The following is a 20,889-nucleotide window of genomic DNA, read 5'->3' as shown; positions in this document are numbered from 1 at the left end:
AATTTGTGGAGCTTTTTTATTTTAGTATTTTTAACCGAACAACAACACAACGTTAATGAAAAAACTAGTTGCCTTTCTTTTTTTGGTACTGGCCTGCATCGGATGGGCACAAAATACGTTGCCGTTAATTCCGCAGCCAAAAGATCTTAAACAGCATTCGGGAATTTTTACTTTAAACCAAGGGACAATTATCCTGATTGGAAACTCCGAAAGCGATTCCGAAATTCAATTGTTCAATCAGTTCTTGGAGTCAAATTACGGTTTTGAATTGGTCACAACAAATAATTCCAAAAGCCCGATAAATACGATTCAGATTCAGGTAGAACAACCTAAAAGTAATGCTTCGGGTTCTTATCAGCTGGATATCGAAGTACAACACATCCGGATTTTGGCCCAAAGCAATTTAGGCTTGTTTTATGCTTTTCAGACGTTACAGCAATTGTTGCCGCTTTCAAAATCTTCCGAATTTGTACTGCCTTGTCTTACCATCAAAGACGAGCCAAAATACACTTGGCGCGGGATGCACCTCGATGTTTGCCGCCATTTTTTTCCAAAGGAGTTCATCAAAAAATACATTGATTATCTGGCGATGTACAAAATGAATACGTTCCACTGGCATTTAACCGACGATCAGGGTTGGCGCATCGAAATCAAAAAATACCCGAAGCTTACCGAAGTCGGCGCTTTTCGAAAAGGCTCCATGATTGGTCATTACACGGAACAAAAATTTGACGACAAACCTTACGGAGGTTTTTACACTCAGGAAGATATCAAAGAAATTGTAGCCTACGCCAAAGTGCGTCACATTACCGTAGTACCGGAAATTGAAATGCCGGGTCATGCCGTTGCCGCTTTGGCGTCTTATCCCGAATTGTCGTGTACCGGCGGTCCGTTTGAAGTGGCCTTGCAATGGGGTGTTTTGGACGATGTTTTCTGCCCGAAGGAAAGCACTTTTACGTTTTTGGAAAATGTTTTAACCGAAGTGATGGCGTTGTTTCCTTCCGAAATCATTCATATTGGCGGCGACGAAAGCCCGAAAATCCGTTGGAAAAATTGTTCGCATTGTCAGGCGTTAATCAAAAAAGAAGGACTGAAAGACGAACACGAACTGCAAAGCTATTTCATCAAACGCATCGAAAAATTCCTGAATTCCAAAGGCCGAAGAATCATCGGTTGGGACGAAATTCTGGAAGGCGGACTGGCACCCAACGCAGCCGTAATGAGCTGGCGCGGTACGGAAGGCGGCATTGCAGCAGCCAAACAAAAACATTATGTTGTGATGACGCCGGGTTCGCATTGTTATTTCGACCATTATCAGGGCGATCCGAAAAACGAACCGGTTGCCATTGGAGGTTACACTACCGTGGAAAAAGTCTATTCGTTAGAACCAACTCCAAAAGAATTGTCTGAAGAAGAAGCCAAATACATTTTAGGTGCCCAAGGCAACCTTTGGACCGAATATATCAACACACCGCAACACGCGGAATACATGCTCATGCCAAGAATGGCCGCTCTAGCCGAGGTCGTTTGGGGTACATCGGAACCTTCGAATTACCAAGATTTTCAAAACCGTCTGATTCAGCATTTTTCGGTATACGATAAAAAAGGAATTAATTACAGTCGTTCCATCTTTGAAGTCACATCCAAGGTAAGTCCTTCTGATAAAGGAAATGGTGTGCTTTTCAGTTTAAAATCCGCCAATAACGGAATCCGTTACACTACCGACGGAACGTTGCCTGATGCCCGTTCAAAATCATACAAAACCCCGATTGCAATCACAAAATCACAAACCGTAAAAGCCGCCTATTTTGAAAACGGAAAGCAGAAAAGTGCGGTTATCGAACAGCCTTTTTTCATTAGTAAATCGACTGGGAAGAAAATTGTTTTAACACATCCGCCTCATGAAAATTATGCGATAGGCGGAAGTTTTACGTTAGTGGACGGCATGCGCGGCAACATGGAAAAATACGGTCGGGATTGGATCGGTTTCTGGGGCAAAGACTTGGAGGCGACCATCGATTTAGGAAAAAAACAAACCTTTTCCAAAGTGACGGTCGATGTGTTACGCAGTGAAGGAAGCTGGATTTATTATCCCAAATACGTGGAAGTTCTGATTTCCAACGACGGCAAAGACTTCAAGTTAATGCAGAAAGTTTCTTCCGAAGAAATTGTAGAAATGAAAGGTGTCGTAACGGTCGAATTTAAAAAACAAAAAGCGAAATTCGTAAAAGTAATGGCACCCAACGCCGGAAAAATACCGGACGGAAAACCGGGAGCTGGTTCTAGTTGTTGGTTGTTCGTAGACGAAATCGTGATTGAATAAAAATATCTGAATATGGCAAACCGCAGAAATTTTATAAAAACCACCGCCATTGCTTCTGTAGCAGTAGCGTTGAATGCTTTTAAAGATAAAACCGATGAAATAGAAGAAGTATCTTCCATTTCCGGAAAAGTAAAAAAACCGATCGTGCTCTCTACCTGGAATTTCGGCATTCCGGCCAACGAAGCCGCCTGGGACGTTTTAAAGAAAAAAGGCCGCGCATTAGATGCCGTGGAAACCGGAGTCCGCATTACCGAGGCCGATCCGAAAGAACGCAGCGTAGGCTACGGTGGAAGACCCGACCGCGACGGACGTGTAACTTTGGATGCCTGCATCATGGACGAATTCTCAAACATCGGTTCCGTAGCGTGTCTGGAACACATCAAACACCCGATTTCGGTCGCCAGAGCCGTAATGGAAAAAACGCCGCACGTGATGCTGGTGGGAGAAGGAGCGTTCCAGTTTGCCTTGTCACAAGGACATAAGAAAGAAAATCTGCTGGTGGAAACATCCGAAAAGGAATGGAAAGAATGGCTGAAAACCAGTGATTACCATCCGAAAGCTAACATCGAAAATCACGATACGATTGGTATGATTGCTTTAGACGAACACGGAAATTTGTCCGGAGCCTGTACTACCAGCGGGTTGGCTTATAAAATGCACGGTCGGGTAGGCGATTCCCCAATTATCGGAGCCGGGTTGTATGTGGATAACGAAATCGGAGCCGCAACAGCAACCGGACACGGGGAAGAAGTCATCCGGATTGCCGGCTGTCATTTGGTAGTGGAACTGATGCGTCAGGGAAAATCCCCGCAAAAAGCCTGCGAGGAAGCCGTGATGCGCATCGTGAAATTAACTCAGATCCGAAACAAAAATCTGAAAGATATTCAGGTTGGGTTTATCGCCTTAAACAAAAAAGGGGAGCACGGCGCCTATTGCGTGCAGGGCGGCTTCAACTATGCCAAATACGACGAAACCGGAAATAAATTAATTGATGCCGCTTATTATCTGAAAGTATGAAAAAACTGGAGATAGCCTGTTTTAATTCCGAATCAGCCCTGATTGCCCAACAAGGCGGTGCAGACCGGATCGAATTTTGTGCGAACCTGAAAGAAGGCGGCACCACACCGGATTTTAAAACCATTAAAAAACTGCTTCCGGAAATCCGTGTCGATTTGTACGTGATGATTCGTCCGCGCGGTGGCAATTTTGAGTATTCAGAGGAAGAGTTTCAGCAGATGAAAGCTGAAATCCGAGAGTTTAAAACAATCGGTGTGAATGGTTTTGTATTTGGAATTCTGAATCACGACAAAAGCATTAATCTGCAGCAGAATACTGAGTTGGTCGAATTGGCCAAACCGTTACCCTGCACGTTTCACAGAGCTTTTGATCAGGTGCAGGACGTTTTTTTATCACTGGAAAAAGTCATTCAGTGTGGTTTTTCGACGGTTTTAACTTCCGGAACCATGCCTAATGTGGTCGAAGGGATTACCGTTTTAAAACAATTGGTGGCCAAAGCCGATAACCGCATCACGATTATGCCGGGCGGCGGTTTGCGTTCCTCGAACATCAGGCTGGTTAAAGAACAAACCCGCGCAGGATTTTATCATTCCTCGGCGATTACCGATGGCAGTGAAACCGCAAATCCGGAAGAAGTAAAAGCGTTAAAAGCTAATTTGAACGGATGAAAAAGTGGCTGTGCTTTGTACTGGTTTGTGGCTTTTCTGTTGTGGTGTCGGGACAGAACGTTCTACGCGATTTGGGAAAAGAAACCTGGCATTTCAGAAAGCGTGGCTATGCGAAATGGCTGAAAGCTTCTGTCCCAGGAACCGTTCATACCGATTTGCTGCAACACAAAAGTATCGAAAATCCCTTTTTTGGCACCAACGAAAAGCAGTTGCAGTGGATTGAAAACGAAACCTGGGAGTACGAAACAAATTTTACAGTTTTAGCCGAAGAGTTAAAAAATGAAACTATTGTACTGCAATTTGACGGCTTGGATACTTATGCGGAAGTTTTTCTCAACGGAAAATCCATCCTGAAAGCAGACAACATGTTCCGAACCTGGAAAATCGACGTTAAAAAACTGCTGAAAAAGGGGAATAATACATTGTATATCGTTTTTGAACCGGCGGTAAAAAAGGGAAAAGAAGAAGCCAAAAAACTTGCATATACTTTACCGGGCGATGAAAAAATATTCACCCGAAAAGCCCAATACCAGTACGGTTGGGATTGGGGGCCGCGCTTTGTGACCGCAGGAATCTGGAAACAAGTGCAATTGCATTTTCAAAATGCAGCGATAATTCAACAGGTGAAATTTGAACAGAAAACCCTAACCGATAACAAAGCAGAATTAGTTTTTATCACTACTGTCGATTGCCAAAAATCCGGGAAATACATACTGAAAATCAACAATAAAACGAAAAATGTTTTCTTGAAAAAAGGCGTAAATCAGCTGAGTGTTCCCTATGAAATCCAAAATCCGAAACGCTGGTGGACTAATGGCTTAGGGGAGGCGCATTTGTATCCGTTTCAGATTACTGTTGAAAAAAACAATGCAATTATTGATAGTAAAAAGTTGAACATCGGTTTACGGACGCTCGAACTGGTTCAGGAAAAAGACCAATCCGGGAAAAGTTTTTACTTCAGATTAAACGGAGTTCCGGTTTTTATGAAAGGCGCCAATGTAATTCCACCGGACAGTTTTCTGCCCAGAGCAACAGATTCGGTTTATAAAAACATCGTTCAAAATGCCGTGGAAGCGAACATGAACATGTTGCGGGTTTGGGGCGGCGGCGTATACGGAGACGATGTTTTTTACGAAGAGTGCGATAAAAACGGCATATTGGTGTGGCAGGATTTTATGTTTGCCTGTGCCATGTATCCGGGCGACGAAGCGTTTCTGCAGAATGTAAAACAGGAAGTCATCGACAATGTAAATCGTCTGCAAAACCACCCGAGTCTGGCGCTTTGGTGCGGCAACAACGAAAGCGACGAAGGCTGGCACAACTGGGGCTGGCAAAAGCAATACAAGTATTCTGCTGCAGATTCCACCAAAATCTGGAACGATTACAAGAAGTTGTTTCACGAAGTCATTCCGAAAACTTTAGACAGTTTGCTTCCGAAGGAAAAGAACATCTATTGGCCGTCTTCCCCGTCGATTGGCTGGGGCCGAAAAGAAAGTCTGTTGCAGGGCGATTCGCATTACTGGGGCGTTTGGTGGGGCATGGAGCCGTTTGAAGTTTACAAAAAGAAAGTCGGCCGTTTTATGAGTGAGTACGGTTTTCAGGGCATGCCGAATCGGGAAACTTTTGAAGCTTTTGCCGACCAAAACGATTTAGACCTTAATTCTGAAGCGGTTAAAAGCCATCAGAAGCACCCAACCGGTTATCAGACGATTCAAACCTATATGGAACGCGACTATAAAATTCCGGCCGCATTTGATTATTATGTTTACGTGTCGCAATTGTTACAGGCGGAAGGTATGAAAACGGCCATCGAAGCCCACCGCCAGGCAAAACCGTATTGCATGGGAACGCTGTATTGGCAACTCAACGATTGCTGGCCGGTTACTTCGTGGAGTTCTGTGGATTATTTCGGAAACCGGAAAGCCTTGCATTATCAGGTGAAACGAAGTTTTGACGCGGTTTTGGTTTCCGTTACTGAGGAAGAAGAACAGTATAAGATTTATGTGGTGAATGACGCGTTTACTTCCAAAAAAGGACGACTGAACCTGCAGCTGATGACTTTTGGCGGCGATATTTTATGGGAGAATACCAGATCGGTTGAGGTTGAGGCTAATTCTTCAGAGGTTTATTTTTCAATAGCTAAAAAAGATTTCGAAAATTTCAATCTGAAGCAAATGGTGCTGTATGTGCAATTGTTATTGCCGGATTTTGTAGAGAAACGAGCCTTGCATTATTTTGCAAAACCGAAAGAGCTGCAACTGAAAGCACCAAAAATCATCGTGAGTCAAATTGACGATACGACCGTTGAAGTCACTGCTAATGTGCTGGCCAAGAATGTTTTTCTTAAAGCTGATAAGGTGAAATTCAGTGATAACTATTTCGATTTGTTACCGGGTGAAAAAAAAGAAATTCGTTTTGAAGGAACGATTAGAGGTGTTGAGGTTAAAAGCCTTTACGGATATTAAAAACTGCCAACCGGTCCGGCTCCGGTAGTAACTCCTGAGCTGATTAAACCCACAAGAAGTCCGACCGAAACGGTAACTCCCGCAATGGATACCAATCTTGATTTGGATTTGTCGATGACCTGAATTTTTTTGATTTCCGCTTTCTGAATCGGTTTCCGGATGAGGTCCAAACCGGATTCTTCCAGTCCGTAAAAAAGACTGTCGGTTTTTTCGATGCTTTTATAGTAGTGTTTCCGGTTGTCGGCCGTAATGATTTTTACCCGATTGCCGGATACCGAAGCTTCTTCAAGGGTTACGGGAACTTTTTGATAGACGTGACAACTTCCGAACAATACACTTATTGTCAAAAGGTAACAAAACCACAGGTGTTTTTTGAAAGTAGTCATAAATTAAAGATATAAAAAATCCCGATGCAAAATCGGGAGTATAGATTAAAATAAACCGTTAATCTCGGCGTCGATACGGTTAATGACATTCCCTAAATCTTCCGGTTTGTTGACAAAGTCGATGTTGTCTACGTCGATAATCAGCAGTTTTCCCTTGTTGTAGGTTTGAATCCAGGCTTCGTAGCGTTCGTTCAGTCGGCTTAAATAATCAATGGAAATAGTGTTTTCGTATTCACGTCCGCGTTTGTGAATCTGTCCTACCAGATTCGGAATGGAACTTCGTAAGTAAATCATTAAATCGGGAGCACTCACCAGATTTTCCATCAATTCAAACAGCGACGCATAATTTTCAAAATCGCGATTGCTCATCAGTCCCATAGCGTGCAAGTTGGGCGCGAAAATATGCGCATCTTCGTAAATGGTGCGGTCCTGAATGATTTTCTTGCCGCTTTCGCGAATCTGCAATACCTGACGGAAACGGCTGTTTAAAAAGTAAATCTGCAAATTAAACGACCAACGGTCCATCGAATGGTAAAAATCATCTAAATAAGGATTGTCCACCACGTCTTCAAAGTGCGGTTCCCATTTAAAATGTTTGGCTAAAAGTCGTGTTAACGTAGTTTTTCCTGCTCCTATATTTCCTGCTACTGCTATGTGCATTATGGTAAAATGATTTTATAATTCCTGATTTCGTCGCCCGTAAAAATAGCTAAAATTTGCTCTTTGTAGCAAAAACTTTGGATGCTTTTTTCGGGTAACGGAACAATTTGCGAAGTTTTCGTTGTCAAGTCGTAAAGACTTAAAATGTTGCCTTTTTTTAACAGAATTTCGTTAGAAGTCAGCAGTTCAAATTGGTCAAATTCCGGCAAAGTTCCAAGAAGATTGATTTTTCCGTAAATGTTGGAAGCCAGTAACTGGTTTTGACTGTTTGTCCAGTAAAAGTAATTGTAATCCGACCGGCATTGGGTGATGGGAGATTCGAGATTCACGGTAATCGGCTGAAAATGGTTTTTCAGATAATCGTACAAACCCAGTTTCTGTGAATTCTGGTCGTACAGCCAAAGTTTATTCTGCGAAGACAGCCTCACAGATACCGGAAAAAGCTCCGGATTGGTTTCCGAAAAATTGATTTTTATGGTTTCGTTCAGTTGGTTGTCCAGCAAAACCACGGCGTTCATTCGTTTGTAGAAAAGCACGATCTGTAACGGATTCTGTAAATCGATACTTTCAATGTTGCCCAGCGCAATGTTTTTATAGTTGACTTCGGAAGTCGCGGTTTCTTTGCGAAACGCCTGATCTTTTATGGTATAATGATTGCCAAAAGTATCTTTGCCAACATAAGTATCAGCGGTGATTTTTTTGGTTGAAAGCAACTGCACTTTAACAGATTTCGATTGGCCGAATCCGTCAAAAACAGCGAATAAAAAAAACAACGTGGTTAAAAATTTCATAGACGGCAATTTACAAATAAACCTTTTACAATTTTGTAAGTCTAATCAGGAAATTTATGTAACAAATACCATGCTTAATCGTCTTATATGCTCAAATTAATTTAAACATTATGAAGAAATTGTCGATATCATTGTTTGCTTTGTTTGCCTCGCTTACAACTTTTGCTCAGGATTTCCAAGGGATGGCGGTTTATGAATCCAAAACCAGCACAGCCGATTTTAAAACCCGAATGGACGGCAACAAAGACATTACGCCCGAAATGCGAAAAATGATCGAAGAGCGTATGAAAAAAATGTTTGAGAAAACCTTCATTTTGAATTTTGACAAAACGGCTTCCATTTACAAAGAAGAAGAAAAACTGGATGCTCCGGGCCAGGACAGAGGCGGTTTCCGCATGATGAGTTCGATGATGGGCGGCGGCGGAACCTACTATAAAAATGTAAAAGAAAAAACCTTTACCGTAGACAAAGAGTTTATGGGGAAAGAGTTTTTAGTGGCGGATTCCCTGCCGAAATTAAACTGGAAACTGGAAAACGAAACCAAAAAAATTGGCGATTACACCTGTTTTAAAGCTACGGCGGTAAAACCGGTAGACGCTTCCGACATGCGCAATTACCGCGAGAAAAAGAAAAAAGAAGGCGAAGAAAAGAAACCATCAACCAATTTCATGGACGATTACGAAATGCCGAAAGAAATCACCATTACGGCTTGGTATACTCCAGAAGTGCCAATTAACCAAGGACCTGAAGGCTATTGGGGTTTACCGGGACTGATTTTGGAAGTAAACGACGGCAAAACGGTTGTCATGTGTTCGAAATTGGTGATGAATACCAAAGACAAAGTGGAAATCAAGGCGCCTAAAAACGGCAAACAGGTTAAACAGAAAGAATACGACGAAATTGTGACTAAAAAACTGGAAGAGATGCGCGAGCAATTCCAATCGCAGGGCGGACGCGGCGGAATGCAAATCCGAATGAGCAGATAACCGATTGACAATTGCAGCACCTTTTAAAAATGACAAATAAACTTTTTGCCCTGTTGTTTTTCTTTACGGCAACAGCTTTTTCCCAAAACGTAAAATTTGAAGGAACCATCAAAGATACCACCGGGTTAGCGTTGGAAATGGCCAACATCATGGCGGTAAATCAAACCACCAAAGCGATGGACGGTTATTCCATCACTAATGATAAAGGTCGTTTTCAGATTTTGCTGAACCCGAATACGGCATACGATATTAAGGTGAGCTACGTCGGATTTCAACCGTACGAAACGACCATCAAAACCGGAACCGAGCCAATCGTTAAAAACATCGTCCTCAAAGAAGGCACAATGCTGAGCGAAATCGAAATTGTAAAAGAAATGCCGGTTTCCATCAGTGGCGATACCATTATTTACAACTCGGATTCTTTCCGAAATGGTACGGAGCGGAAACTTGAAGATGTATTGAAAAAACTGCCTGGCGTTGAAGTAAACAAAGACGGCGAAATTCAGGTGGAAGGCAAAACCGTTCAGAAAGTTATGGTGGAAGGCAAAGATTTCTTTGACGGTGATACCAAACTTGCTACCAAAAATATTCCCGCCGATGCTTTGGATAAAATCCAGGTGTTGCGCAACTACAACGAAGTGACCAATCTGAAAGGTTTGGAAAACAACGAAGAAAACGTCGCGCTGAACATCAAATTAAAAGAAGGCAAGAAAAACTTCTGGTTTGGCGACATGACCGCAGGAATCGGCGTAGGGCATAAGGAAGACCGGCACATTGTCAATCCGAAATTGTTTTATTACAATCCGAAGTACAGTCTGAATGTTATCGGAAACCTTAATAATATTGGGGAATTGCCGTTAACGATGCAGGATTACTTCAAATTCACCGGAGGTTTTAAAAACATGATGCGTCGCGCCGGAACCAGTTTCAACGTGGTGTCGAACGACTTGGGAATTTTAGGCTTGCGCAACAATCAGGCGAAGGAAATCGATACCAAATTCGGGGCGGCCAATTTCAGTTACAATCCGTCGAAAGCCTGGAGTATCAGCGGTTTTGGAATTCTGATGGGCAGTCAGACCGATTTGCAGACCAATTCGCAATCCACCCGTATCGATAAAGACGGTTCCACCACCGTGAACGACGAATCGAGCACTACCAGACAGGAGAGTCGCTTAGGACTTTTTAAGTTGAGTTCCAGTTATGTGCCGTCCGAAAAAGTACATTTTGATTATGATGCTTTGGCGAAATTCTCCAAACAGGACGAGTTGACAACTTTATTGTCGAATGCTCAGGTAACCAATGGTTTGGGAACCGTATCGGTTTTTAACGACGTGTATTCGCAAAAGAAACAAAATCCGTTTTCGTTCAATCAGAACTTAAATTATTACTATACGCTGAATGACAAGCATGTGTTTGCCTTTGAAATGCAGCACTTGTATCAGGATGAAGATCCGTTTTACAATGCAAACCTTGCGTTTCAGCCGTTTCTGTTGTCCGGATATGATAATGGTCAGACCCGAAACGATGTGAATCAAAACCGTTTTGTAAAAACCAACAAGATGGACGGGAAATTTGATTATTACTATATGCTGACGCCTAAAAGCAATCTTAATCTAACGTTGGGAAACACGTATTCGTACCAAAATTTCAATTCTCACATCTTCCAGATTCTGGACAACGGAACCCAAAATGATCTGAGTGCTCCTGAAAATAACAATGAGGTGAATTACGCTTTCAACGATGTGTTTTTAGGGTTACACTACAAATTCATCACCGGAAAATTTACGTTTAATCCCGGTTTTACCGTGCACAATTATCAGACGAAGGATGAGCAGTTAGGAGATTCCAACAAAAATTCCTTCAACCGTTTCCTTCCCGATTTTTATGCATTGTGGCAGTTGAAAAAGTCGGAAACCCTAACGTATAATTTTACGATGGCCAACAACTTTACAGATATTAACAAATTGGCGGAAGGCTATGTGTTTTCCAATTATAACAGCTTGTTCAGCGGAAATCGTTTTCTTGAAAATTCGCTTTCTCAGGTGCATTCCCTACGTTATTTTAAGTACAACATGTTCAATTTTGAGAATATTTTTGCCAATCTAACCTATACGAAACAAGTGGATGCAATTAAGAGCAAGGCTTTGTTAACCGGAATCAATCAGCAAACCACTTCGGTAAACATGGATACAGCATTTGCCGATGAAACGTTATCCGGAAGCGGAAATTACGGGCGTTCGTTTTTGCGGTATTACAAAGGTTCGGTAGGAGCCAGTTTAAACTGGAGCAAATTCAACAACCTTCGTGTATATCCGGACGGAGATGCCGATCCGAATAACAATCCAACCGAAATCCAAAGCACGGAATCGTTTACGCAAAACTATAATGTGAAGTTTTCGACCAATTATAAAAAGATTCCTAACATCGAACTGGCGTATAATTTTACGATCAACGATTTTAGCAGTGATACTTATTATGTGGACGCGCCTTCGGTAACGTTGGAGTATTACTTTTTGGATGCATTTTCGTTTACTTCGGAATACACGTTTTATCACAACCGAAACAAAGCTAAAACGATAAACAACGAATACGATTTCTTAACGGCCGCGTTAATGTACCAGAAAAAAGACAGTAAATGGGAATGGAAACTCTCCGGAACCAATTTACTGAACACCGGCTCATTAAACAACAGCAGTTTCAGTCAGTTGGGCGGCACCAGCAGTTTTTCGAGCTATATCGTACAACCTCGTTATCTGATTTTGAGTTTAAAATACGCCTTATAAAACAAAAGCCTGACTCGTTAAAGTCAGGCTTTTTTTATTGCGTTCTGTGAAAATTATAATCCGAAAGCGGCTTTCACTTGGTCTACATAATCCAATTTTTCCCAGGTAAACAATTCTACGGTAACCGTTTTTTCTTCTCCGCTTGGCGATTTGAAAGTTTTGGTTACGGTTTCCGGTTTTCGTCCCATGTGTCCGTAAGCGGCCGTTTCGCTGTAGATTGGGTTTCTCAGTTTCAGACGTTGTTCGATGAAGTAAGGACGCATGTCAAAAATAGCTTCTACTTTCTTCGCGATTTCCCCGTCGGTTAAATTCACTTTTGAAGTACCGTAGGTGTTGATGTAGATTCCCATCGGTTTTGCCACACCAATCGCATAGGAAACCTGTACTAAGATTTCATCGGCAATACCGGCAGCCACTAAGTTTTTAGCGATGTGACGGGTTGCATAAGCCGCTGAACGGTCTACTTTAGAAGGGTCTTTTCCTGAAAACGCACCACCACCGTGAGCGCCTTTACCACCGTACGTATCCACGATAATTTTTCTTCCGGTTAATCCTGTATCACCGTGAGGTCCTCCGATTACGAATTTCCCGGTCGGGTTGATGTGGTACTGGATTTTATCGTTGAACAAGTGCGCATACTGAGGGTATTTCGCGATAATTCTCGGAATTAAAATCTCAATGATGTCTTTCTTGATTTTAGCCAACATTTCTGCTTCAGCTGCGAAATCATCGTGTTGTGTAGAAATTACAATAGCATCGATGCGAACGGGTTTGTTGTTGTCGTCGTATTCTAACGTTACTTGAGATTTTGCATCGGGACGCAAATACGTAATTGCCGAATTTTCTCTGCGTAAAGCTGCTAATTCCTGCAATAATTTGTGCGACAAATCCAAAGCTAACGGCATATAATCTGCGGTTTCGTTGGTGGCGTAACCGAACATCATTCCCTGGTCGCCGGCACCTTGTTCTTCTTTGCTGGCGCGGTCCACTCCCTGGTTGATATCCTGAGATTGTTCGTGAATAGCCGATAAAACCCCGCAAGAGTTGGCCTCGAACATGTATTCACTTTTCGTATAACCGATTTTTTTGATCACATCACGCGCAATCTGCTGCACGTCAAGATAAGTTTTGGATTTTACTTCCCCTGCCAAAATTACCTGACCGGTTGTTACCAACGTTTCACAAGCTACTTTGGAATCGGCGTCGAAGGCCAAAAAGTTATCGATTAATGCATCTGAAATCTGGTCCGCTACTTTGTCCGGATGTCCTTCGCTCACTGATTCTGACGTAAATAAATAAGCCATAGTTAAATTGTTTTAAAATTTAAGTGAGGAAAAAATATTGCAGGGATTGCCTAAAGGAGTAGTGTTTACTGCTTTAGCATTTTTTATTGAGGTTGCAATCAGTTCAAATTTTTCCTCTTGATTTTCAGGTGCAAATGTATGAAAGAAATTTAATTTTCAAAACCATACTTATTGTTTTTTAGTGAAAACAACTTTTGAAATAGAGGATTCTCAACAGAAACAGGAAGTTGGGCGGTAAAATATCGCGTTTAATCGATTTAATCGTGTTGTCGTTGGATAATTTGTACATTTGCAAGTAATCTTAAAAAAATATGATATGATTAGAAAACTACTTTTTTTTAGCTTAGGATTTGCTTTTACCGTTGCTAACGGTCAGAACTTGTTTAGTTTCGGATTTGACGGAACTACTGCAAACATGCTTGCTGCAGGTTGGCAAGTAACCAATCAAAGTACGCCGATTTACGCAGGAGCTCCAACTTGGTCAATTGCTTCGTATGCTTCGGCTACAAGCACTACTCCATTTGGTGGAACCTCTTCTGCTGGGCAATCAGGAGGATTTAACTCTTTAGCCTTAGTGAATTATACCAGTACAGGAACTTCATCAACAACTGGATCTGGAACTATCAGTAATTGGCTTATTACCCCGTCTATTAATGTTGTTGATGGTGATGTTGTAACTTTTTGGTCCAGAAAAGGAACAAGCGGAACAACAGATTATCCGGATCGATTAGAGTTAAGGATGAGTACTGCCGCATCGACCGTTGTACCTTCAACAGGCGCTTCTGATGTGGGAAGTTTCACAACTGTAGCATTAACAATTAATCCTACTTTGGCTGGAGGTTTTATTTATCCTAAAGTCTGGACACAATATACATACACGGTTTCCGGAGTTCCTACACCAACCGATGTAAAATTTGCATTTAGATATTTTGTTACTAACGGAGGGCCTGCAGGTGCAAATTCTGACATTATTGGTATTGATACTTTCTCGGTAGACAGAACGCTAAGCACGCAAGATTTTTTTGCAAAGAATTTCACGCTGTATCCTAATCCAGCCAACAATGTGTTGAACCTTTCTTCAAAATCAAATACTGCAATCGAAACGGTTCAGGTTTTAGATTTGAACGGACGTGTGGTGAAAAATACAACTGTAAACGGGATGACCGATGCCCAGGTAAATGTGGCAGATTTGAACGCCGGAATGTATTTTGTTGAAGTTGTCACAAATGAAGGAAAAGCCACTTCCAAGTTTATGAAAAATTAAGGAATTGCAAATTAAAAATTTTGAAACCTGCTCCAATGAGCAGGTTTTTTTGTAAAATTTAATACGTAGTATTAAGAGCGCCCTGAAAAAATAAAAATGTTAAATTTTGCCTTTTACATTTGGTCAATTCAAATTTAGTTTTCAATTTTGCACCATCAAACAGAAAGAAAAAATGAATTCAATTAAGCGTTATATGTGTCATTTTATGTGGAAAATATCCGCAGAGGACGCTGTTGCTTAATTTTTAAATTCAGTTTAAAATAAACAGCTAAGGCCTCTGCATACCGCAGGGGCTTTTTTTTTGAATCAGAAAACCCAAACCGGAAACTTAAATTATTTAGAACAAAAATTAGAACGAAATGAAAACGCAGGTGACAACATCAATTTTTATGAAGCTTATGTGGTGCAAGTATATGCGTCACATTCCCCATTGCTGTTACCGAAAGCGGAAGAGTTAATCTCAAGTTATAGTTCAAACTGTAAAAGTCCTTTTGGTAACCCATCCGAAAGGACTTTTTTTTATCCATTTCAAATCATTTAAAAATTTAAGTTATGACAGCTTTAAAAAATAAAATCAGAAGAATTCAGGAAATCGTTGCGCTAATCGAAAACGCGCAGAACGTTACCATAGAAAACCAAACCGACCAAGTAATCGAGGAAGTAACCGATACTTCAGAATTGTTGTTGTTGCAAATCAATTCCGAAGAAAACGAATTCCTTTTCATTTAAACCATAAAATCAGTAACCATGAGCAGTAAAACAGTTTCAGTAACCGGAATTTCAGAAAACAACGGGACTTTTTCCGTAAGCGCAAACGGTTCAAACCTGACAATTAACGATACAATTTCCATCGGTTCCGGGAAAGTGCCGAGTCCGACGGATTATCTGCTGGCCGGATTTGCGGGAAGCATCAACGCAGTGGGCTTACTCGTTGCCGAAGAATTAGGCATCGAACTCCAATCCGTTCAGGTAGAAATCACCGGCGAACTGGAAACCAAAAAAGCAGAAGGCATCCCCACGCGTTCGAGAGCCGGTTTCCGAAAAATCGAAGTCGTTGTAAAACCCACCTCCGAAGCACCCTTAGCCCTTTTGAAACAATGGATTGATGAGGTGAAAGAAAGATGTCCGTTGCGCGATAACCTTATCAATTCCACTCCGGTTTTACTGACCCTTTTAAAAGAATACAAGCAGCACGACGCTGCGTAACGATACGTTGTTTTGTTTGTTAACCGCCTCCGGTAAGTCTGCCAACAAAGTCCGGAGGTGGTTTTAAAAAGAAAAAGATGAGCTTACAAAAGATAGATATTTTCGATTTCACCCTGCAAAACGGAAGCTACAAACGCTGGTTGCCGTTGTATTTTCAGGCATTTGGTCAGCCAATCGGAACAGCGCCGGTGGTTTTGGTCAACCATGCCTTAACCGGAAATTCGCAGGTAACCGGAGAAAACGGCTGGTGGAATGCCTTAATCGGCACAGAAAAAACCATCGATACGGATTTTTACACGATTATCGCGTTCAACATTCCAGGCAACGGTTTTGGCGGTCAGGCCGAAAACCTGATTCAGAATTACAAAGATTTCACCACAAAAGATATTGCACTGCTTTTTTGGGAAGGCTTGCAATTTCTAGGGATTCACCGGCTTTTTGCGGTAATCGGCGGAAGTCTGGGCGGAGGAATTGCTTGGGAAATGGGCTTTTTAAAACCAAATCATATTGAAAATCTGATTCCGGTCGCTTCGGATTGGAAAGCTTCGGATTGGTTAATTGCCAATGTTTTGGTGCAGGACAAAATCCTCAACAATTCTGAAAAACCGGTTCACGATGCCCGATTGCATGCGATGTTGCTCTATCGGACGCCACAATCGTTTAAAGCGAAATTCAACCGAAGTAAAAACGAAAATCAGGAATTGTATCAGATTGAAAGCTGGTTGCTGCATCACGGGGAAAAGCTGGAAAGTCGTTTTGCGTTGGAATCGTACAAACTGATGAACCATTTGTTGAAAACCATCGGAGAAAGCACAAATTGCGGTCAGTTCATCGGCTTTGCCAAACAAACCACCGCGAACATCCACCTGATAGCGGTTGATTCGGATTATTTCTTTACTGCCGACGAGAATCGTGAAACTTACGAAATCCTGAAACGTGTGAATTCAAATGTAAGCTATCACGAAATCCAATCGCTACATGGACATGACGCTTTTTTAATAGAGTTCGAACAACTCAACGCCATACTGAAAAATACCTTTACCACACAAAAAATAAAACTAAACTAAAAACTGAACAACCATGAAAATTTTAAAATTCGGAGGGAAATCCTTAGCCTATGACGGCGGATTCGACAAGGCCATCAACATCATTTTAGAGAAGGTCCACCAGCAGGAAAAATTTGCCGTAGTGGTTTCCGCGATAGGAAATGCCACGGATGAACTGGAAGAAATTCTGGAAAAAGCCAAGAAGAACGAAGTTTATCAGGTGCAACTCGAGAATTTCAAGAAGTACCAGCAAAGGAACTCTGCCGCCGATTTGAATCCGGAATTCGAATTACTGGAAAAACTCTTCGAAGGTGTAGCGCTGTTAGGCGATTACAGCAAAAAAATCAAAGACAATGTGTTAGCCCAAGGCGAAGTGATTTCCGGAAAGGTCGTAACGCAAGCCTTGAAAGAAAAAGGCATCAACGCGAATTTTTCAGACACCAGACAATTAATCAAAACCGATGCGAAGTTCGGGAACGCACAACCGGTCGATGTAATTTCCCGAAAGAACGTTCAAAACCATTTTGCCACCAACAACGGAACGACCGTAAACATTGTAACCGGATTTATCGCTTCCAGCACCGACGGGGAAACCACCACTTTAGGCCGCAACGGCAGCAATTTCACCGCTTCACTTCTCGCCAATTATTTAGATGCCGAAGAACTGCAAAGCTTCACCCACGTAGACGGCATCTTCACCGCCAACCCAGATTTGGTTCCGGACGCCAAAAAAATCGACCAGCTTTCTTTTGAGGAAGCCAACGAAATAGCCACTTTCGGTGCCACCATTCTTCACGCCAAAACCATCATCCCGCTGATTGAAAAGAAAATCCCGCTTCGCATTTTAAACACCTTCAACCACACCCATAACGGTACTTTAATCAATGCTGAAAATTCCAGAAAAGGCATTAAGTCACTTTCCGTTTTGGAAAATGTAACCTTAGTTAATTTGGAAGGTCGCGGTTTGTTAGGAAAACCGGGCATCGATGCAAGAATCTTCCGTGTATTGGCTCAGAACAACATCAGTGTAAGCATTATTTCTCAAGGTTCCTCCGAAAGAGGTATTGGTTTTATCGTAAATGCCGTAGATGCCCAAAAAGCAAAAGCCGCCATCGAAGCCGAATTCGAATTGGATTTTTATACGAATGATGTCAGCAGTGTCTATTTAACGGAAAACGTATCCGTAATATCCATCATCGGACAGGAATTGGCCACCTTCAACAAACCGTACGATGCGTTAATCCGCAACCAGATTGTGCCGATTCTTTTCAACAACACCGTTACCGGAAAGAATGTGAGTTTGGTGGTGGAACGCGTACAACTTAAAAAAGCCCTGAACGTTATCCACAGCGAAATTTTCGGGATTACCAAAAAAATTAACCTCGTAATCTTCGGTCACGGAACGGTTGGGAAAACCTTAATCAATCAGTTGTTGGAAAGTCGTGAAAACATCATTCAACGTAAGGGAATTGAGTTGAATATTGTAGCGATTGCCAATTCCCGTCAGTTTATTTTCAATGCAAAAGGGGTTTCGAAGCAATGGGAATCGGAATTGCAAACGTCTATCCAAAAGTCTTCTATCGAAACTATTTTATCCGCAGTTAAAGAACAGCATTTAGGGAATTTAATTGCGATTGATACTACCGCCAGCAAGGATTTTGTTTCCAATTATGTGGAACTGATTAAAAACGGTTTCGACTTGGTTTCTGCCAACAAAATTGCCAATACCAAAGAATACAGTTTCTACAAAAACCTGCGCGAAAATCTGCATTTCTACCAGAAGAATTATTTGTACGAAACCAACGTAGGTGCCGGTTTGCCGCTGATTGACACCATTCGCCTGCTGCATCATTCGGGTGAAAACATAACCAGAATCCGCGGCGTGTTCTCAGGAACTTTGAGTTATTTGTTCAATACGTTTTCCGCCACCGATAAAAACTTCAGCGATGTTCTGAATGAAGCGATTGAAAAAGGGTTTACCGAACCCGATCCGCGCGAAGACTTAAACGGCAACGACGTTGGTCGTAAATTGTTAATCCTTGCCCGAGAACTGGATTTAAGCAACGAATTCTCCGAAATCAAAATCCAAAACCTGATTCCTGAAAATTTAAGAGAAGGAAGCGTGGAAGAATTCCTAAACCGATTGGAAGAGCTAAATCCGATTTATCAAAACACTAAAAATAACCAAAATGAAAATCATGTATTACGCTATGTAGGCGATTTGTCCGGTGACTTATCCGTGGAAAACGGCGCGAATCTGGAAGTGAGTTTGGTTTCCGTACCACAGGAAAGTTCGTTGGGACAACTAAAAGGCTCCGATTCCATTTTCGAAATCTATACCGAATCGTACGGCGAACACCCAATCGTAATTCAAGGAGCAGGTGCTGGAGCCGCTGTAACCGCACGTGGTGTATTTGGAGACATTCTTCGTCTGGCAGAAAAAAGTAAATAAGCTAACTAAACAACAAAACAATTTAAAAATGAACAATTCAACATTCGGCTTCGAAACCCAAGCCATCCGAACCCAAACCGAGCGTACCCAGTTTTTGGAACATTCCGTGCCTTTGTATTTAACTTCCAGTTTCGTTTTTGAAGATGCGGAAGATATGCGAGCGTCGTTTACGGAAGAAAAAGAGCGCAACATTTACAGCCGTTTCACCAATCCAAACACCAGCGAATTTGTGGAGAAAATCTGCAAAATGGAAGGTGCTGAGGATGGTTTTGCTTTTGCGACCGGAATGGCAGCGGTGTATTCCACTTTTGCTGCACTATTGGAATCAGGCGATCATATCGTTTCCGTAGGAAGTGTTTTTGGTTCAACCCATACCTTGTTTACCAAGTATTTTCCGAAGTGGAACATCACCACAAGTTATTTCGACATTAACAAGCCGGAAACTATTGAAAGTTACATTCAGCCGAACACGAAAATCCTTTTTGCCGAATCCCCTACCAATCCCGCCGTGGATATTATCGACCTGAAATTGTTAGGACAAATCGCCAAAAAACACAACCTGATTTTAATCATTGACAACTGTTTCGCTACGCCTTTCCTGCAAAATCCGATTCAATACGGTGCTGATTTGGTTGTACATTCCGCTACGAAACTAATTGATGGTCAAGGACGCGTTTTAGGAGGAATCACCGTAGGGAGAGCGGATTTAATACGTGAGATTTATCTGTTTTCTCGTAACACGGGTCCGGCTTTGTCGCCATTTAACGCCTGGGTTTTATCCAAAAGTCTGGAAACTTTGCCGGTTCGCGTGGAAAAACATTGCGAAAATGCTGTAAAAGTAGCCAAGTTTCTGGAAAGCCATCCGAAGGTGAAACAAGTGAAATACCCGTTCTTAAAGTCACATCCGCAATATGAAATCGCTAAAAAACAAATGAAATTAGGCGGAAACATTGTAGCTTTTGAAATCAAAGGAGGAATAGAAGCAGGGCGTAAATTTTTAGACAAAATTCAATTGTGTTCGTTGTCTGCTAATTTAGGAGATACTCGAACTATTGTAACGCATCCGGCTTCCACCACACACAGTAAATTAACCGAGGAAGAGCGTTTAGCCGTAAGCATCACCGATGGTTTGGTACGCGTTTCGGTAGGTTTGGAAACCGTTCAGGATATTATCAGGGATCTACAACAGGCTTTGGAATAATAATCGGCTTAATGTTAAAACATCAGAATAAAAATCTAAAATAGTTGGTTTTAAAATCAATATTTAGAAAATATTTCCGAATTTAAAATTAATTCTTAGCTTTGCAGCGTTCTTATACAAACTGACGTTATCACGAAAGGCAGAGGGACTAGACCCGACGAAGCCTTAGCAACCCTACGCTTGTAGAAGGTGCTACATTCTACCTCGCTTTAGCAGGACAGATAACAGGATGCTTTTCAGGTATCTCTCTGATTTTCAGGATAACATATTTTTTAGGATTGGGAGCGAAGGGCTTGGGCTTTTTTGCGATCCGTATTCCCGCTATCCGCTGTATCTT

Annotated in this window: 16 protein-coding genes and 1 riboswitch; of the genes, 12 read left to right on the top strand and 4 right to left on the bottom strand. The window is 41.9% G+C overall.

The genetic code is table 11. The annotated features are described in order from the left end of the window. The first annotated feature begins 55 nt into the window (after positions 1-55). The 4 genes from G498_RS0108525 to G498_RS0108510 are packed head-to-tail and all read left to right on the top strand — an operon-like array spanning position 56 to position 6,473. Entirely contained in the window at positions 56-2,323 is a 2,268-nt protein-coding gene (locus G498_RS0108525) for a glycoside hydrolase family 20 protein (RefSeq protein WP_026980791.1), read from the top strand. A 12-nt stretch (positions 2,324-2,335) separates the two neighbouring features. Then, entirely contained in the window at positions 2,336-3,340 is a 1,005-nt protein-coding gene (locus G498_RS0108520; protein WP_026980790.1) for an isoaspartyl peptidase/L-asparaginase family protein, read from the top strand. After that, on the top strand, positions 3,337-4,008 hold the full coding sequence (locus tag G498_RS0108515) for a copper homeostasis protein CutC (RefSeq protein ID WP_026980789.1): 672 nt from the start codon (positions 3,337-3,339) through the stop codon (positions 4,006-4,008). The genes G498_RS0108520 and G498_RS0108515 overlap by 4 nt, the downstream gene beginning before the upstream one ends. After that, on the top strand, positions 4,005-6,473 hold the full coding sequence (locus G498_RS0108510) for a beta-mannosidase (RefSeq protein ID WP_026980788.1): 2,469 nt from the start codon (positions 4,005-4,007) through the stop codon (positions 6,471-6,473). The genes G498_RS0108515 and G498_RS0108510 overlap by 4 nt, the downstream gene beginning before the upstream one ends. On the opposite strand, the gene G498_RS0108505 is transcribed toward G498_RS0108510, so the two are convergent. From G498_RS0108505 to G498_RS0108495, 3 genes are read right to left on the bottom strand one after another with little or no spacing between them, the layout of a single operon-like run. Further along, positions 6,470-6,859 (bottom strand): hypothetical protein, encoded by a 390-nt coding sequence (locus tag G498_RS0108505; protein ID WP_026980787.1) that lies wholly within the window; start codon positions 6,857-6,859, stop codon positions 6,470-6,472. The genes G498_RS0108510 and G498_RS0108505 overlap by 4 nt on opposite strands. Positions 6,860-6,904: 45 nt before the next feature. After that, entirely contained in the window at positions 6,905-7,519 is a 615-nt protein-coding gene (locus G498_RS0108500) for a deoxynucleoside kinase (protein ID WP_026980786.1), read from the bottom strand. After that, positions 7,519-8,310 carry a hypothetical protein gene (locus tag G498_RS0108495; protein WP_026980785.1) on the bottom strand — a complete coding sequence of 264 codons (792 nt, stop codon included), beginning with the start codon at positions 8,308-8,310 and terminating at the stop codon, positions 7,519-7,521. The genes G498_RS0108500 and G498_RS0108495 overlap by 1 nt, the downstream gene beginning before the upstream one ends. Positions 8,311-8,420: 110 nt before the next feature. On the opposite strand from G498_RS0108495, the gene G498_RS0108490 reads away from it, so the two are divergent. Together G498_RS0108490 and G498_RS0108485 are read left to right on the top strand one after the other, a co-directional pair. Next, entirely contained in the window at positions 8,421-9,296 is an 876-nt protein-coding gene (locus G498_RS0108490; protein WP_026980784.1) for a GLPGLI family protein, read from the top strand. Between the two features lie 29 nt (positions 9,297-9,325). Further along, positions 9,326-12,079, top strand: a complete 2,754-nt coding sequence (locus tag G498_RS0108485) for a carboxypeptidase regulatory-like domain-containing protein (protein ID WP_026980783.1) — start codon at positions 9,326-9,328, stop codon at positions 12,077-12,079. Positions 12,080-12,132: 53 nt separating this feature from the next. Here G498_RS0108485 and metK read toward each other — a convergent pair whose 3' ends face one another. Then, positions 12,133-13,383 (bottom strand): methionine adenosyltransferase, encoded by a 1,251-nt coding sequence (metK, locus tag G498_RS0108480; RefSeq protein ID WP_026980782.1) that lies wholly within the window; start codon positions 13,381-13,383, stop codon positions 12,133-12,135. Positions 13,384-13,699: 316 nt separating this feature from the next. On the opposite strand from metK, the gene G498_RS15420 reads away from it, so the two are divergent. The 6 genes from G498_RS15420 to G498_RS0108435 all read left to right on the top strand — a co-directional run bounded on the left by G498_RS15420 (position 13,700) and on the right by G498_RS0108435 (position 20,552). Then, positions 13,700-14,647, top strand: coding sequence for a T9SS-dependent choice-of-anchor J family protein (locus tag G498_RS15420; RefSeq protein WP_131387701.1), 948 nt, complete (start codon positions 13,700-13,702; stop codon positions 14,645-14,647). 552 nt (positions 14,648-15,199) lie between these two features. Continuing rightward, positions 15,200-15,376 carry a hypothetical protein gene (locus G498_RS15740; RefSeq protein ID WP_154656448.1) on the top strand — a complete coding sequence of 59 codons (177 nt, stop codon included), beginning with the start codon at positions 15,200-15,202 and terminating at the stop codon, positions 15,374-15,376. Positions 15,377-15,394: 18 nt separating this feature from the next. Then, the gene (locus tag G498_RS14860) at positions 15,395-15,853 is read left to right on the top strand and encodes an OsmC family protein (RefSeq protein ID WP_035744773.1); all 459 of its coding nucleotides are present in this window, start codon (positions 15,395-15,397) and stop codon (positions 15,851-15,853) included. Between the two features lie 77 nt (positions 15,854-15,930). Further along, the gene (locus G498_RS0108445) at positions 15,931-16,920 is read left to right on the top strand and encodes an alpha/beta fold hydrolase (RefSeq protein ID WP_026980780.1); all 990 of its coding nucleotides are present in this window, start codon (positions 15,931-15,933) and stop codon (positions 16,918-16,920) included. 13 nt (positions 16,921-16,933) lie between these two features. Further along, positions 16,934-19,351: a bifunctional aspartate kinase/homoserine dehydrogenase I gene (thrA, locus tag G498_RS0108440; RefSeq protein ID WP_026980779.1), complete on the top strand. Its 2,418-nt coding sequence runs from the start codon at positions 16,934-16,936 to the stop codon at positions 19,349-19,351. A 28-nt stretch (positions 19,352-19,379) separates the two neighbouring features. Continuing rightward, complete coding sequence (locus G498_RS0108435) at positions 19,380-20,552, top strand: trans-sulfuration enzyme family protein (RefSeq protein WP_026980778.1); 1,173 nt, start codon at positions 19,380-19,382, stop codon at positions 20,550-20,552. 124 nt (positions 20,553-20,676) lie between these two features. After that, positions 20,677-20,780: riboswitch (SAM riboswitch) on the top strand. Positions 20,781-20,889 lie beyond the last annotated feature (109 nt).

The organism is Flavobacterium suncheonense GH29-5 = DSM 17707 (assembly GCF_000430025.1).
Lineage (GTDB): Bacteria > Bacteroidota > Bacteroidia > Flavobacteriales > Flavobacteriaceae > Flavobacterium > Flavobacterium suncheonense.
The sequence above is the reverse complement of the archived record's forward strand: the minus strand, read 5'-3'. Positions and strand labels throughout refer to the sequence as shown.

Excerpts from the sequence above, each read along its gene's own strand:
- G498_RS0108485 (WP_026980783.1), top strand. The coding sequence starts at position 9,326 with ATGACAAATAAACTTTTTGCCCTGTTGTTTTTCTTTACGGCAACAGCT.
- G498_RS0108435 (WP_026980778.1), top strand. The coding sequence starts at position 19,380 with ATGAACAATTCAACATTCGGCTTCGAAACCCAAGCCATCCGAACCCAA.
- metK (WP_026980782.1), bottom strand. The coding sequence starts at position 13,383 with ATGGCTTATTTATTTACGTCAGAATCAGTGAGCGAAGGACATCCGGAC.
- G498_RS0108525 (WP_026980791.1), top strand. The coding sequence starts at position 56 with ATGAAAAAACTAGTTGCCTTTCTTTTTTTGGTACTGGCCTGCATCGGA.
- G498_RS15740 (WP_154656448.1), top strand. The coding sequence starts at position 15,200 with ATGACAGCTTTAAAAAATAAAATCAGAAGAATTCAGGAAATCGTTGCG.
- G498_RS0108490 (WP_026980784.1), top strand. The coding sequence starts at position 8,421 with ATGAAGAAATTGTCGATATCATTGTTTGCTTTGTTTGCCTCGCTTACA.
- thrA (WP_026980779.1), top strand. The coding sequence starts at position 16,934 with ATGAAAATTTTAAAATTCGGAGGGAAATCCTTAGCCTATGACGGCGGA.
- G498_RS0108495 (WP_026980785.1), bottom strand. The coding sequence starts at position 8,310 with ATGAAATTTTTAACCACGTTGTTTTTTTTATTCGCTGTTTTTGACGGA.
- G498_RS0108520 (WP_026980790.1), top strand. The coding sequence starts at position 2,336 with ATGGCAAACCGCAGAAATTTTATAAAAACCACCGCCATTGCTTCTGTA.
- G498_RS0108500 (WP_026980786.1), bottom strand. The coding sequence starts at position 7,519 with ATGCACATAGCAGTAGCAGGAAATATAGGAGCAGGAAAAACTACGTTA.
- G498_RS0108505 (WP_026980787.1), bottom strand. The coding sequence starts at position 6,859 with ATGACTACTTTCAAAAAACACCTGTGGTTTTGTTACCTTTTGACAATA.
- G498_RS15420 (WP_131387701.1), top strand. The coding sequence starts at position 13,700 with ATGATTAGAAAACTACTTTTTTTTAGCTTAGGATTTGCTTTTACCGTT.
- G498_RS0108515 (WP_026980789.1), top strand. The coding sequence starts at position 3,337 with ATGAAAAAACTGGAGATAGCCTGTTTTAATTCCGAATCAGCCCTGATT.
- G498_RS0108445 (WP_026980780.1), top strand. The coding sequence starts at position 15,931 with ATGAGCTTACAAAAGATAGATATTTTCGATTTCACCCTGCAAAACGGA.
- G498_RS0108510 (WP_026980788.1), top strand. The coding sequence starts at position 4,005 with ATGAAAAAGTGGCTGTGCTTTGTACTGGTTTGTGGCTTTTCTGTTGTG.
- G498_RS14860 (WP_035744773.1), top strand. The coding sequence starts at position 15,395 with ATGAGCAGTAAAACAGTTTCAGTAACCGGAATTTCAGAAAACAACGGG.